The sequence below is a fragment of the Actinosynnema sp. NPDC023658 genome (genome assembly GCF_040639995.1).
Lineage (GTDB): Bacteria > Actinomycetota > Actinomycetes > Mycobacteriales > Pseudonocardiaceae > Actinosynnema.
Genome location: NZ_JBFAAX010000157.1, coordinates 1 through 12,324 on the forward strand (window position 1 = coordinate 1; position 12,324 = coordinate 12,324).

13 protein-coding genes and 2 pseudogenes are annotated in these 12,324 nt (G+C 64.7%); 6 read left to right on the forward strand and 9 right to left on the reverse strand.

What is annotated here, in order from left to right:
* Positions 1-162: 162 nt before the first annotated feature.
* From AB0G02_RS18280 to AB0G02_RS18290, 3 genes and pseudogenes are all read right to left on the reverse strand, one after another.
* Positions 163-738 (reverse strand): integrase, encoded by a 576-nt coding sequence (locus tag AB0G02_RS18280; RefSeq protein WP_360795480.1) that lies wholly within the window; start codon positions 736-738, stop codon positions 163-165.
* 16 nt (positions 739-754) lie between these two features.
* Positions 755-1,825: an integrase core domain-containing protein gene (locus AB0G02_RS18285; RefSeq protein WP_360795483.1), complete on the reverse strand. Its 1,071-nt coding sequence runs from the start codon at positions 1,823-1,825 to the stop codon at positions 755-757.
* 226 nt (positions 1,826-2,051) lie between these two features.
* Positions 2,052-2,189, reverse strand: a pseudogene (locus AB0G02_RS18290) (transposase); the annotation flags it as partial.
* 435 nt (positions 2,190-2,624) lie between these two features.
* Between AB0G02_RS18290 and AB0G02_RS18295 the strand changes: the two are divergent.
* Complete coding sequence (locus AB0G02_RS18295; protein ID WP_360795486.1) at positions 2,625-3,011, forward strand: hypothetical protein; 387 nt, start codon at positions 2,625-2,627, stop codon at positions 3,009-3,011.
* Positions 3,012-3,069: 58 nt separating this feature from the next.
* Here the strand turns inward: AB0G02_RS18295 and AB0G02_RS18300 are convergent, their stop codons facing one another.
* Both AB0G02_RS18300 and AB0G02_RS18305 read right to left on the reverse strand, forming a co-directional pair.
* The gene (locus AB0G02_RS18300) at positions 3,070-3,987 is read right to left on the reverse strand and encodes an IS3 family transposase (RefSeq protein ID WP_360795489.1); all 918 of its coding nucleotides are present in this window, start codon (positions 3,985-3,987) and stop codon (positions 3,070-3,072) included.
* Positions 3,984-4,295 (reverse strand): transposase, encoded by a 312-nt coding sequence (locus AB0G02_RS18305; protein WP_360795492.1) that lies wholly within the window; start codon positions 4,293-4,295, stop codon positions 3,984-3,986. The genes AB0G02_RS18300 and AB0G02_RS18305 overlap by 4 nt, the downstream gene beginning before the upstream one ends.
* A 154-nt stretch (positions 4,296-4,449) precedes the next feature.
* On the opposite strand from AB0G02_RS18305, the gene AB0G02_RS18310 reads away from it, so the two are divergent.
* On the forward strand, positions 4,450-4,647 hold the full coding sequence (locus tag AB0G02_RS18310) for a hypothetical protein (RefSeq protein WP_360795495.1): 198 nt from the start codon (positions 4,450-4,452) through the stop codon (positions 4,645-4,647).
* 313 nt (positions 4,648-4,960) lie between these two features.
* Complete coding sequence (locus tag AB0G02_RS18315; protein ID WP_360795498.1) at positions 4,961-5,257, forward strand: hypothetical protein; 297 nt, start codon at positions 4,961-4,963, stop codon at positions 5,255-5,257.
* Positions 5,258-5,517: 260 nt separating this feature from the next.
* On the opposite strand, the gene AB0G02_RS18320 is transcribed toward AB0G02_RS18315, so the two are convergent.
* The gene (locus tag AB0G02_RS18320; RefSeq protein WP_360795501.1) at positions 5,518-6,033 is read right to left on the reverse strand and encodes an integrase core domain-containing protein; all 516 of its coding nucleotides are present in this window, start codon (positions 6,031-6,033) and stop codon (positions 5,518-5,520) included.
* Between the two features lie 736 nt (positions 6,034-6,769).
* Between AB0G02_RS18320 and AB0G02_RS18325 the strand changes: the two genes are divergently transcribed.
* Positions 6,770-7,174 carry a hypothetical protein gene (locus AB0G02_RS18325; protein ID WP_360795504.1) on the forward strand — a complete coding sequence of 135 codons (405 nt, stop codon included), beginning with the start codon at positions 6,770-6,772 and terminating at the stop codon, positions 7,172-7,174.
* A 110-nt stretch (positions 7,175-7,284) separates the two neighbouring features.
* On the opposite strand, the gene AB0G02_RS18330 is transcribed toward AB0G02_RS18325, so the two are convergent.
* Together AB0G02_RS18330 and AB0G02_RS18335 are read right to left on the reverse strand one after the other, a co-directional pair.
* A complete protein-coding gene (locus AB0G02_RS18330; protein WP_360795507.1) occupies positions 7,285-7,704 on the reverse strand; it encodes a hypothetical protein in 420 nt (139 codons plus the stop codon).
* Positions 7,705-7,820: 116 nt separating this feature from the next.
* Positions 7,821-8,135, reverse strand: a complete 315-nt coding sequence (locus tag AB0G02_RS18335) for a hypothetical protein (RefSeq protein ID WP_360795510.1) — start codon at positions 8,133-8,135, stop codon at positions 7,821-7,823.
* Positions 8,136-8,708: 573 nt separating this feature from the next.
* Between AB0G02_RS18335 and AB0G02_RS18340 the strand changes: the two are divergent.
* Positions 8,709-8,944, forward strand: a pseudogene (locus AB0G02_RS18340) (transposase); the annotation flags it as partial.
* Positions 8,945-9,326: 382 nt separating this feature from the next.
* Positions 9,327-11,798, forward strand: a complete 2,472-nt coding sequence (locus tag AB0G02_RS18345) for a tetratricopeptide repeat protein (RefSeq protein ID WP_360795513.1) — start codon at positions 9,327-9,329, stop codon at positions 11,796-11,798.
* 121 nt (positions 11,799-11,919) lie between these two features.
* Here AB0G02_RS18345 and AB0G02_RS18350 read toward each other — a convergent pair.
* A partial coding sequence (locus tag AB0G02_RS18350) for an integrase core domain-containing protein (protein WP_360795516.1) occupies positions 11,920-12,324 on the reverse strand: 405 nt, incomplete at its 5' end.

Below are 12,324 nucleotides of genomic sequence, written 5' to 3' on the forward strand. Positions count from 1 at the left end.
GCCCCGCCACCTACGAAGCAATCCGACACCACCCAGTGGACCAGGTAGCCTGACCACACCTCACCGACCCTGTCCGTCAAAACGGGTCAACCCCAGGTCGTGGTGGTGCGAGTTGCTGTGCTCGGTGTGGTCTGCGGTGGTTGTAGTGGGTCGCGTAGCGGTTCAGCACCGTCCGCAGGCGGTGTTCGTTGAGGATGAGCAGGCGGTCGGTGACTTCGCGTCGAACGGTCCCGAGAACCGTTCGTCGTGGGCGTTGGCTCGTGAAGACCGTGGTGGGGTCTTCACAACCTGGATGCCCGCATCGAAGAGGACCGCGTCGAACGAGGTGGTGAACTGGCCGGCCCGGTCTCGGATGAGGAATCGGAAGTCGTCTGCTCGGTCACCCAGGCCCATGAGCAGGTTGCGGGCTTGTTGGGTGGTCCATGCTCCATCGGGTTTGGTGGTGGCGCCGAGGAGGTGGACGTAGCGGGTGGCGACTTCGATCACGAGAAACACGTGGATCCGCGTGAGCGTCAGGGCGCAGTCGACGTGGAAGAAGTCGCAGGCCGGCAGGCTCGCGACCTGCGCGCGCAGGAACCGCCGCCACGAAGAGTCGCTGTCGCGCCCGGGTGCGGGCGGTATGCGTTGGCGCTTGAGCACGCGGCGCACGGTTGAGGCGGCGACCCGGTGGCCGAGCGTGAACAGCTCGCCCTGGATCGTGCGGTAGCCCCAGCCTGTGGGGTGCCAATAGTCGGCCACGTGGTCTGATCTGCGTTTATGCTGCTGTGGGTTCGTACTCGTTGATGAGGCCGCCGAGGACTGGTCGGCGACGTATCGACCTGTAGTTCGGCGCTACTGGTGGCCTGTCGGGTCGTGGTGGTGCGAGCTGGAGTGCTTGGTGTGGGCGGCGGTGGTTGTAGTGGGCCGCGTAGCGGTCCAGCACTGTCCGTAGGTGGTGTTCGTTGATGATGAGCAGTCGGTCGGTGACTTCTCGTCGGACGGTCCCGACGAACCGTTCGGCGTGGGCGTTGGCTCGCGGGCACCGTGGTGGGATCTTCATAACCTGGATGCCTGTGCCGGAGAGGACCGCGTCGAACGAGGCGGTGAACTGGCCGGCCCGGTCTCGGATGAGGAACCGGAAGTCGTCTGTCCGGTCGCCTGGGTCCATCAGCATGTTGCGGGCTTGTTGGGTGGTCCATGCCCCGTCGGGGTTGATCGTGGTGCCGAGGATGTGGACGTAGCGGGTGGCGACCTCCATCACGAAGAACACGTAGACCCGTTTGAGCGTCAGGGCGCAGTCGACGTGGAAGAAGTCGCAAGCCAGGATGCTTGCGGTCTGGGCGCGCAGGAACCGTCGCCAGGAGGTGTCGGTGTCGCGCCGGGGAGCGGGTGGAATCCGCAGGTGCTTGAGCACGCGGCGAACCGTTGATGCGGCTACTCGGTGTCCGAGCTTGAGCAGTTCGCCCTGGATCCGGCGGTAGCCCCAGCCGGCGTTCTCCCGCGCCATGCGCTCGATCGACGCCACGACGGTGTCGTCGACCGGAGGTCGGCCGGTGCGACTGGGATAGGTCCACTTCCTCGCGACCAGGCGCCGGTGCCATCGCAGGATGGTTCCCGGTGTCACCAACCGGTGCTCACGCAACAGCCAGGGGAGTCGGCGAACCAGCGCGGCGAGTACCGCGCGGTCGGCCCAGTCCAACTGCGGGCGGGGGTTGGTCCGGCTCAGCACGGCGACCTCGTGCCGCAGCACCAGCAGTTCTACGTCCTTGGCCGCAGAGGACCGGCCGAGGAGCACCAGCCAGTTACCGAATCGAACGAAGATCAGGTACAGCAGTCGTAACGCCACACCCCACGATCATGCCCTGGAGGTCCAGCGTGCGCGATCGTCGCAGCTCAGCATCCCAGTGCAGAGTTCTGACACCCCACACGGCCTCGCGCCGGGCATGAATCTGTTGCCAGCGTTGCAGGGTGGTTTCGGCGAGCTTTCCCTGGCGCAGTCCGGTGGCCGTTGCCCAGCACGCGCTGTGAGCCGCAACCTCGCTGCCCGCGGCATCGCACAGGCCGTGCCACGGATGCCACCGGTCGGCGACCTGGGTCGCCTGCGGCAGCGCGTCCCGCACGGCCTGCGCGTAGGCGGTCGAGCCGTCCCGACATACGACCTCGACTCCCGGGTGCGCTCGCAGCCAATCGGCCACGACCTCGGCGCCGCGTCCGGTGTCAATCCCCTCAAATCGTGGAGAGGGTGTTATGCCACTTCGGCGTGTACGAACCCGATGACGCCACGGACGTGGAGGGCATGCCGTGGGCGATCACGTTCGAGGCATCGGGGGGAAGAGTTGGGCGTCGTTCGTGTGCGGCACGTACGAGCGGGACGACGTGGTGAAACTCGCCGAAGAGGTCGTGTCCGCCGGCGCAGCGTGATTGCCGTGGTCGAGCCGTTGTCGCCGGTGACGGAGGCGGCGGGCTTGCCGGCGACGATCGCCGAGCTGCGTGACGGGGAAGAGGTCGGCGCGGAGTAGCGCCGTCACCCTTCCGACGCCTGTGGTGGGCGGGTCGGCCTCGTTACCGTGGCCCGATCCACTACCGGAGGTGTCGTTATGAGAGCCAGATCCCGTGCCGCGTTACTCGTAATCGTGTTGGCGGCGGTGGCGTGGTCGCTGGTGCCGGCAGCACCGGCGGGCGCGGCGGCCGGCATCACCATCACCGGCCTCTCGGTCGACATGTTCCCCGACAAGGCTAACGCGATGTGGGTCGACGGCACCGCCACCTGCTCCACCACCGGTACCGCCACCGTCAACGTGTGGGTCTCCCAAGAATTCGCGGGTTCCCGCGCCTGGGGGATCGGCGGCACCACCGTGTCGTGCACGGACCAGCCCGCGCACTGGTCGGTGTACGTGCCGGTGCTCAGCTTGTGCACGTATCCCGGCGGCCTCGGGTGCTTCCAATCCGACTCGTTCGCCGACGCGGCTGCGTGGCTGTACAGGAACGGCGTGCAGGAGGCGTCCCACAGCGGCGAATTCCCGACCACCTGAACCCACGACACATAATGGGACAAGCCGGTGAGCTTCCCCCGATAACCCGAGGCGGTTGTTAGCTGGATCGGGCCGGTGATGCCGGGATGGCAGTCGGTTCGGCCTGGGCGGCGTGCCAGGCGGCTTCGTACTCGTCGGGGCTGAGCCAGCCGAGGTCCTTCTGGATGCGCTCGGTGTTGTAGAACCCGTCGATATAACGGAACAGCTCGTTCTCGGCCTCGTCACGGGTGCGCCAGGACCGGCGGTAGACCAACTCGATCTTCAACGTGGAGAAGAAGTTCTTCATCAGGGCGTTGTCATACGAGTCGCCGACCGACCCCATCGAAGGCAGGATCCCGTTGTCCTGCAACCGTTCCGCGAACCGGAAGGCCGTGTAGGTCGACCCGCGGTCGCTGTGGTGGATCAGCTGTCCGTCGCGCACGTCGCGGGACCAGATGGCGTACTCCAAGGCGCCGAGCATGAGGTCGGTGTCGCGGCGATCTGAGGTCTTCCAGCCCACGATCCGGTTGGAGAAGGCGTCGCGCACGGCTGCGAGCCAGAAGACGCCCTCGCCGGTGCGGATCCGGGTGGCGTCGGCCACCCACAACCGGTCCGGCGCGGGCGCGGTGAAGTCCCGGTTCACCCGATCCGGTGCCGGTGCGGCCCGCGGGTCCCGCCTGGTCGACGGCGTCCGCCACTGTTTACGCAGGAACGCGCCCTGCAGGCCGGCCTGGCGCATCAGCCGCTCGACCCGCTTGCGCGACACGAGGATGCCCCGGCGACGCAGCACCTGGTGCACCCGCGGGCTGCCGTAGGTGCCGCCGGAGGCGGCGTGGATGTCGGTGATCTCCGCGGTGATCGCCCGGTCCTCGCGTTCGCGGTCCGACGGGTAGGCCTGGCGGGCCACCCAGCCGTGGTAGGTGGAGGAGGCGATACCGAGGACCCGGAGGACGAACTCGACCGCGAAGCGGCCGCGAAGCTGATCGACGAGCTTCACGACCGTCGCCGGGTCGGGTCGAGTTCGGCCGCGAAAAACGCGGACGCGGTCTTCAGGATCTCGTTGGCGCGCTTGAGCTCCGCGTTCTGCTTGCGCAGCCTGCGCAGTTCCTCGGACTCGGTGGTCGTGGGCCGGTCGCCACGTTCGCCGCGGTCGGCCTCGTCCTGCCGGATCCAGTTCCGCAACGCCTCGTGATGCACGCCCAGCTGCTCGGCCAGGCGCCGGATCACCGGCTTGGGGTCGGACTCCCGGTACAGCCGGACCGCACGCGCCCTCAACTCGTCGGGGTACTTCTTCGGTGGTGCCACGGACGACTCCCTTCAGGCCCTATCGGACCATGTCTGGAAAGCCACCGGGCTACCGGGGGAAGCTCAGTGTGTAGTGAAAACGAATCTTGTGGCTGCACCTGCTGGGACGGAACTGGAATGGTGACGGACGACAGTGTGCGCCACTCTCGCGGACGTGGATAACGATCTCTATGCCGACACCGCCAGTGTCGAAGCCGGCTACTTCGCCCACGCTGAGGCTCTCGGAGTGACATCGGACTGCGCCGACAGGACGCTGCGGCAGGCGGTGTTCGACGCGGGGCGGGAGGGGCATGGCGACCCTTACGACCTTGCCCGCACGCGCCTCGAAATGAAGGTCCGGGCCGACGGGTAAAAATCGCTGCGTCTCCCATACCCACACATGGCCGTCCCGCCATGTGTCCGGACCACAGGCGGACGACGCGTCCGGATCGACGCCGGAATGCTGTGGACTCGGCTCGCCTGATCGCTCCTGGTCGACTGCGGTCGATCCGATCGGATCGCTCTCCGGCGCCGGTCACGTGCTTGGCCTGCGTATTGGGCTCACCCGTTCGGGTTGTGTGGCGGGGGAGCTCTGGGTACGGGCGTGATTGGCGCGGGCGGGTAGGGCGGGGGAGCGTGAGCGGTGGGCGTTGACCACCGATCACACCGGCGGAAGGTTCGGTGAGGTGGCCGACCTGAGCGGCGCGTCCACCCGAAAGGCGGTGCCCAATGCGGTGTTGGCCGCGGTGCCGGAGGCGAAGGAGCAGGCTGCCAGGAACTTCGCCGCCCAGCTGTGGGCGTTGCGGGAGCGGATCGGTGTCGGTGACCTGGTCGTCATGCCGTTGAAGGGCTCGCCGCAGGTGGCGCTCGGCCGCGTCAGCGACCGGTACCGCTACCTGGATGCCGAGTCCGATTCCGAGCGTCGGCATGTGCGGCCGGTGCGGTGGCTGGTGACGGATCTGCCGCGCACGGCGATCAGATAGGACCTGCGGTACTCCCTGGGCGCGTTCTCCACGGTCTGCGAGGTGTCGCGCAACGACGCCGCCTGGCGGATCGAGCGCCTGCTCACCGACGGCCGTGACCCTGGTGCGCTTACCCCCCGGCGCGCTGGGCAGGTCCGGCAGGGCGGATGGTGGTGCCGGTGGGGATACGGTCGACGAGGCCGTCGACTCCGCCAGTTCGGCGTGGACGTCGGGCGGTACGTGTGGGGTGCCAGAAGTCGGCCGTATGGTCTGACCTGGGGTCATGCTGCGGGGGGTTCGTATTCGTTGATCAGGCTGCCGGGGACTGGTCGGCGGCGTATCGAGGTGCAGTCCGGCTCTGCGATCGGGTGGTCTGGTCGTGGTGGTGCGAGTTGCAGTGCTTGGTGGGGTCGGCGGTGGTTGTAGTGGGCCGTGTAGCGGCCCAGCACGACCCGCAGGTGGCGTTCGTTGGTGATGAGCAGTCGGTCGGTGACTTCGCGTCTGACGGTCTCGACGAACCGTTCGGCGTGGGCGTTGGCTCGTGGACACCGTGGTGGGCTCTTCACGACGTGGATGTCGGCGCCGGAGAGGGCCGCGTCGAACGAGGTGGTGAACTGGCCGGCCCGGTCGCGGATGAGGAACCGGAAGCCGTCGGCCCGGTCGCCCAAGTCCATGAGCAGGTTGCGGGCTTGTTGCGCGGTCCATGCTCCGTCGGGGTTGGTGGTGGTGCCGAGGATGTGGACGTAGCGGGTGGCGATCTCGATCACGAAGAACACGTAGACCCGCTTGAGTGTCACGGCGCAGTCGACGTGGAAGAAGTCGCAGGCCAGCAGGCTCGCGGCCTGTGTGCAGGAACCGTCGCCAGGAGGTGTCGGTGTCGCGCCGGGGTGCGGGTGGTATCCGCAGGCGCTTGAGTACGCGGCGAACCGTTGAAGCGGCTACCCGGTGGCCGAGTTTGAGCAGCTCGCCTTGGATTCGGCGGTAGCCCCAGCCGGTGTTCTCCCGGGCCATCCGCTCGGTCAACGCCACCACGGCGTCGTCCATCGGTGGTCGGCCGGTGCGGTTTGGGTAGGTCCACTTCTTGGTGACCAGTCGGCGGTGCCACCGCAGGACGGTGCCCGGCGTCACCAACCGGTGGTGTCGTAACCAGTCGGACAGGCGTCGCACCAACGCGGCGAGCACCGCACGATCGGCCCAATCCAATCGCGGGTGAGGGTTGGCCAGGCGCAGCACGGCGACCTCGTGCCGCAATACCGGCAACTCCACGTCCTTGGCCGCCGATGACCTACCGAGCAGAACCAACCAGCCGACGACCCGGACGAAGATCAGATACAGCAGTCGTAGCGCCACGCCCCACGATCATGCTCCTGCGACTGATTCTGCGCGGTCACCGCAGCTCAGCGCCTCAGTGCAGAGTTCTGGAACCCAAAGGCCGATCTTCGACACTTACTCGATAGGGTGAAAATTGGAAATCGATCAGTTGGCTGAACTTGACTAGAGTAAACTCTTCATCCCTCACGAAAGAGGTGGAGTATGACCTTCTGCAAGATCGTCAAATCGGTCGCACTGGTGGCGATGGTAGTGGCGGCGACCTTGTTGCCGACGGTATCGGCGCAAGCGACCACTGGTCCAGGCTGGAATAATCTTTGGGTACGCGCTGCCTGTGTCAGTAGAACTCCCAATCCGGCAGATTATGTCGAAAAATTCTATGTCTGGGTACCTAACAGTCCTCAGGGTGATAAGTTGTTCACGCCGTCAGGCGGCGGGTTGGGCACCTACACCGAGTACCTTCACTACGACAACGTTTATAAGCAGGTTTCGGGAAACACGTACCTGAACTACCGAGTCCATTGCAGGAATACCGGATCGGTTCGAACCGGTCAAATCCCGTGGGGCGGCAGCAGTGCGAGTACCTTCTGGATCTCGATTGCTGCCTGAGTCGATGTTGGCACGGAGCTTCGTTGGGCCTGAACGGTGGCAAGGAGGGCTCAAGCGCTACCTCCCGCACCTGTGGGTTCCAGAAGTCGGCCACCTGGCCTGACCTGCGGTTAAGCGGCTGTGGGTTCGTACTCGTTGATGAGGCCGTCGAGGACTGGTCGGCGGCGTATCGAGGTGTCCGGCTGTGCTATCGGCCGGTCTGGTCGTGGTGGTGTGAGTTGTAAGGCTTGGTGGGGTCGGCGGTGGTTGTAGTGGGATACGCACTTCCCGCGCGGTCGGGTGTCTACGCGTGGTACTTCGACGGGTGCCGCCGGGTGTGCCGAGCGAGGGCTGACGGGTCGGTCCCGCACGGTGTCCGGGTCGGCCGCGACCAGGCGCGCGATCGACGGCGCCGGGGTCCCGGACGACGACGCCAGGATGATCATCGCCCGGCGCATCCGGATCGTGCCCTGCTTGCCCCGCCGCACGTAGTTCAGCAGGCGACGGCCCTCGTCCTCGGTTAATCGACGTGCTCTGACCGGCTCGGCCATCGACCCATCCCCATGCTCGGCGACTACGTGACCGCCGAGCATGAGATCACCACGAACCGGCATCGTGGATCTTGACCGGCGTGTCCCCGACCCGGTGAACGCATGTGGTCACCGCACTAGGCGGCTGGCTGCGTGGCGTCGCTGGTCGTGTTCGTCGGGCGGGACGCAGTGGCGAGTGCGACCGCGGCGCCGAGCACGCTGAGCAGCAGCGCGGTGTACGCCCATCCGCGGCGGTCCGTCATCGCGTCGTCGCACAGCATGCCGTACCCGCCGGTGCCGTGGTCGATCCGGGAAACCGAGGTGCCGCAGCTGACCGAGGGGAGGGTCGGGTTCGGCTCGGTCGAGACGTCTGTGACCAGTCCGATCGCGCCGACGACGGCCAGCAGGACGGCGGCGACGAGGAGGAGGACCGTGCGCAGAGCGGACGACACGATCGGCCTCCGAGGGTGGGGTGGGCTCTCATCCTGACGGGGACGTGCGCCCCGCGCCCCCGCGTTATTGCGGATTCCAGGAGCCGGATCGAGCGGACGATTCGTAGCTGGCCGGGACGCTTGGGCGGGACCTGGTGGCGTGGCGGCGCGAGGAGGTCGCGGTGCCACCGCAGCACCGTCCTCCGGGCGCGTCAGCAGTCGGAGCTGACGAAGCGTGGTTGCCGGGAGTCGGTGCAGCGGGGCCGCGAGGAACGCCCGGTCGCCGGGGGAGAACCGCGGACGAGCGTTGCTTAGTTGGCGTTCTAGGATCGTGAGCTGGTGGCGTAGCGCCAGAATCTTCACGTCGTTACCCCGATCACTCATGGGCAGCAGGCGCAGCAGCGCGAACGCGTTGGTCACACCGAGGTAGGCCAGTCGGAGTGGCACAGCCGGTCATCATGCCGTGCTGATCGATGTCACGGCGGGTACAGCCGAGCTGTGAACGCTTCGAGGTCTTTGGCCTTGCAGGTCCTCTACCTGCGCGGATGGGGTTCTCGGCAGGTACATCGTCTGGCCAACCGGCACATCCCGAAGTGCGCCGACGGCAGCCTTCCGGAGTGCTGGCTGCTCGTGGAATGGTCCACCGGAGCGGCCGAACCCACCGACTACTGGTTGTCCACCCTCCCTCCCAACATCCGGCTTCGCGACCTGGTCAGGATCGCCAAGATCCGGTGGCGCATCGAGCACGACTACCGTGAACTCAAAGACGGCCTCCGCCTGGACCACTTCGACGTCCGCTCCTGGACAGGTAGCACCGCCACGTCACCCTCGCCTTGGGCGCCCAAGCCATCTGCACCAAGCTCTGCCGCACCCCGGAGGCCCCTGCGTGGGGCTTACGCTCTACGCCGTCCTGCGCCGCCTCCAACACTTACTCGCGGTATGGGCAGGCCACGGCCACACCTGCCGACAACCCGTCCAGACCCGAACGCCGGCAACAAAACCGCAGCTCAACAGCGCCTAACGGAGTTCTACTAGTGCACAGCAGCGATCGAGCGGCACAACATCATTCGTCGGGGATAAACTCTGATCAGCCACTTCACACCCGTTCCGCCTATGCGGATGGAGGTGTGGTTTGCTACTTCAGCAGTACCTCCTAGCAGTGATCTTGCAGTGACTCCGCAGTGTTCGAGAGCGTAGGTGACAATCACGAACATGAACGATCGACGGTTTCGACGTGCGTTCGAGCGCACGTCAAGGAGGTCGCTCCTCGTCGGCTCGAGTGCCGTGACGCTCGGTTTGGCCGGATTGCTCTTCAATCTGTACCAGTACGCGCTCGGCGTGCTCGTATTACTGCTTGGCGGACTTACAGCAGGTTACGCCGAGCGGCGCATGCGACTCGGTACGCGCGCAGACGTACTCTCCTCCGAAGTATCGTCCGCCACTGGGAAGGGTATCGCCAACTCGGATGCACGAATCTGGACTGTCCCTAGCCCTGTTAGAACCTTTACGGGCCGTTCTGCGGAGCTAGGGCGGATGAAAAGGCAGATGGCGCGAGCATCACTGTCGACGAAGATCATTGCATTACACGGTATGCCGGGGTTGGGTAAGACCCAGCTCGCGATGGCGTACGCCGAGCGTCATCGGGACAGCTTCGACTTGGGATGGTGGATCAGTGCATCGAGTCGGCTATGGGCGCTGGCGGGTCTAGCGGACCTGGCGCGACGCTTGGGTGTCGCACCGCTGGACGCCGAACAGGAAACTGCCGCTCAAGCCGCCATCGCGGCACTGGAACGCCGAAGCGGGTGGCTGTTGATCTTCGACGACGTCAACGACCCTGTCGCCATCGCAGGCCTCATGCCCAACGGGCCTGGTCAGGTGATCATCACATCGCGGAATCCAGCATGGGACTCGATCGCGACGACCAACCCGATCCCTGCCATGGACAATAACGATGCGATACGGCTATTGCTCACGCATAGCGGAGACTCCGATATCACAGCCGCAGTCGCGCTGGCAACCGAGCTACAAGGACTCCCGCTTGCGGTCGCACAAGCTGGGAATTACTGTCGTCTTCGCGCGGTTACCCTCGCAGAGTACCACAAACGATTCTCCGGCAGCGCTGCGCTCCTGATGCTGGAGGGGAACACCGGCCCCTATCCGACTCCCGTGACGATCACCGTCGAACTCGCTGTCGAACAAGTTCAACGTCGAAGCGTCGCCGCAGCACAACTGCTACGCCTGCTGGCCTTGCTCGGGACAGAGCCGATACCACGTGATCTGCCCACTTATCAATTGGCGGCGCTTCCTCGCAAACTCGCAGCAACTTGTCACAACCTCGTCGAACTGGACCGCCTGATCGAGATACTCGTCAGCACGTCCCTCATAAGCGTGGACAAGCCCGGTTTCATTCGTATGCACGGCCTGGTTCAAGGCATCATTCGGGACAGGCTTCGGCCGTCGAAACTGTCCTTGCTCAAACGCATTACACGCACGATACTTTCCCTACGTGATCAAAGCGCACGTTGGTCACTTTGTCGGTGGAACGACGCAGTAGGTGAAATTGTTAATGCGGCATTTCCCTCGGATCCTGGCGATCTTGCATTGTGGCAGCGCTTCTTGGCTTTATCTCCCCACGCCGTCGCCTACATCGACCATGCAACTCAACTAGACGGTGACCTCGAACTCCTCGACGCGCTAAGCGGCAAGCTCGCGGCGTATCTGCACGACCGCGGCGAGTACTCCGAAGCAGAAGCCTACTTCGAGCGATGCCTCACTATCAGGCGATCGAGTTTCAGCTCGAATCATCCAGACCTTTTCCATCCCATGTATGAACTCGGTTTGATCGCTTACCGGCACGGTGCCTTCTTGAGGTCGAAACAACTCCTCGATGAGTTGTCGACCGCCGCTACGGAAAGTCTCGGCTCTGAGGACCCCGTTACACTCAAGGCGGACACGCAGCTCAGTTTCGTTCTGTATGAGCTCGGGGAACTGCATCGAGCAAAAATAATAGCAGAGCGCGTCTTCGATGTACGTCGCCGAGTTCTTGGTCCTGATCATGCTGATACTTTACGCGCGATGTACACGCGAGACGCGCCTCTGACTGAACTCGGTAGCTACTTCGACGAGATCGTCGACAATTTTCAGTTCGCGTTCGATATTCTGCAGCAACGGTACGGTATTAGGCATCTTCAAACGTTGCGCGTGTGGCACAATCTATGTCGAACGCAGGCCGAAGCCGGTATGTTCGATCAGGCGAAGACTGGCTTGCGCGCAGTTATCTCGAGCACAGTGGAGACTTACGGCCCCAAGCATCCGTTCGTGCTCTACGCCCGGCACAATCTTGCGCGCGCCTACTGGTTCGAAGGTCGAGACCTAACCGCAGCAAAGTCCGGATTCGAGGAAGTTCTCGCCGCCCGCCAACAGGCCCTCGGCATCGACCATCCGAAAACCTCGACGACTCGTCATTACCTCGCTCGTGTCGTAGCCGCACAGGGAGAACAACAAGCGGCCGCCGACCACCTTCAGTACGTCGCCGCAGCACGCCAACGGATGTTGGGAGCCGACAACTGCCACACCTTGCTGGCCCTCGACGACCTAAAAAGGCTCGCGGAATCGAAGGCGCTCAGCCGTGATGGGCTTGACGCCTCCCGTAGGTTCCGTCCCGATCTCGCATTCGGGTTGTAGAACGAGCGGCGCGGCCTGTAAGGGTTGTGCATGGAATATCGTCCATGCAGGTCGAGTGGCATAATGGTAACCGATGAGGATGCCGCCCAACGTGTACCGCTCGAAAAGTCGTCGTTGCTGGTCAAGCGGCGTGTTCGTACTCGTTGATCAGGCCGCCGAGGGCTGGTCGTCGACGCATCGACGTACAGCCTGGCTCTGCGATCGGCTGGTCTGGTCGCGGTGGTTTGAGTTGTAGGGCTTGGTGTGGTCTGCGGTGGTTGTAGTGGTTCACGTAGTGGTCCAGTAGCGTGCGCAGGTGGTGTTCGTTGATGATGAGCAGTTGGTCGGTGGCTTCGCGTCGGACGGTTCCGACGAACCGTCCGGCGTAGCAGTTGGCTCGCGGGCACCGTGGTGGGATCTTCACGACCTGGATGCCGGTGGCGGAGAAGACCGCGTCGAACGAGGCGGTGAACTGTCCGGCCCGGTCGCGGATCAGGAACCGGAAGTCGTCGGCCCGGTTGCCGAGGTCCATGAGTAGGTTGCGGGC

Excerpts from the sequence above, each read along its gene's own strand:
- AB0G02_RS18325 (WP_360795504.1), top strand. The coding sequence starts at position 6,770 with ATGACCTTCTGCAAGATCGTCAAATCGGTCGCACTGGTGGCGATGGTA.
- AB0G02_RS18330 (WP_360795507.1), bottom strand. The coding sequence starts at position 7,704 with ATGGCCGAGCCGGTCAGAGCACGTCGATTAACCGAGGACGAGGGCCGT.
- AB0G02_RS18345 (WP_360795513.1), top strand. The coding sequence starts at position 9,327 with ATGAACGATCGACGGTTTCGACGTGCGTTCGAGCGCACGTCAAGGAGG.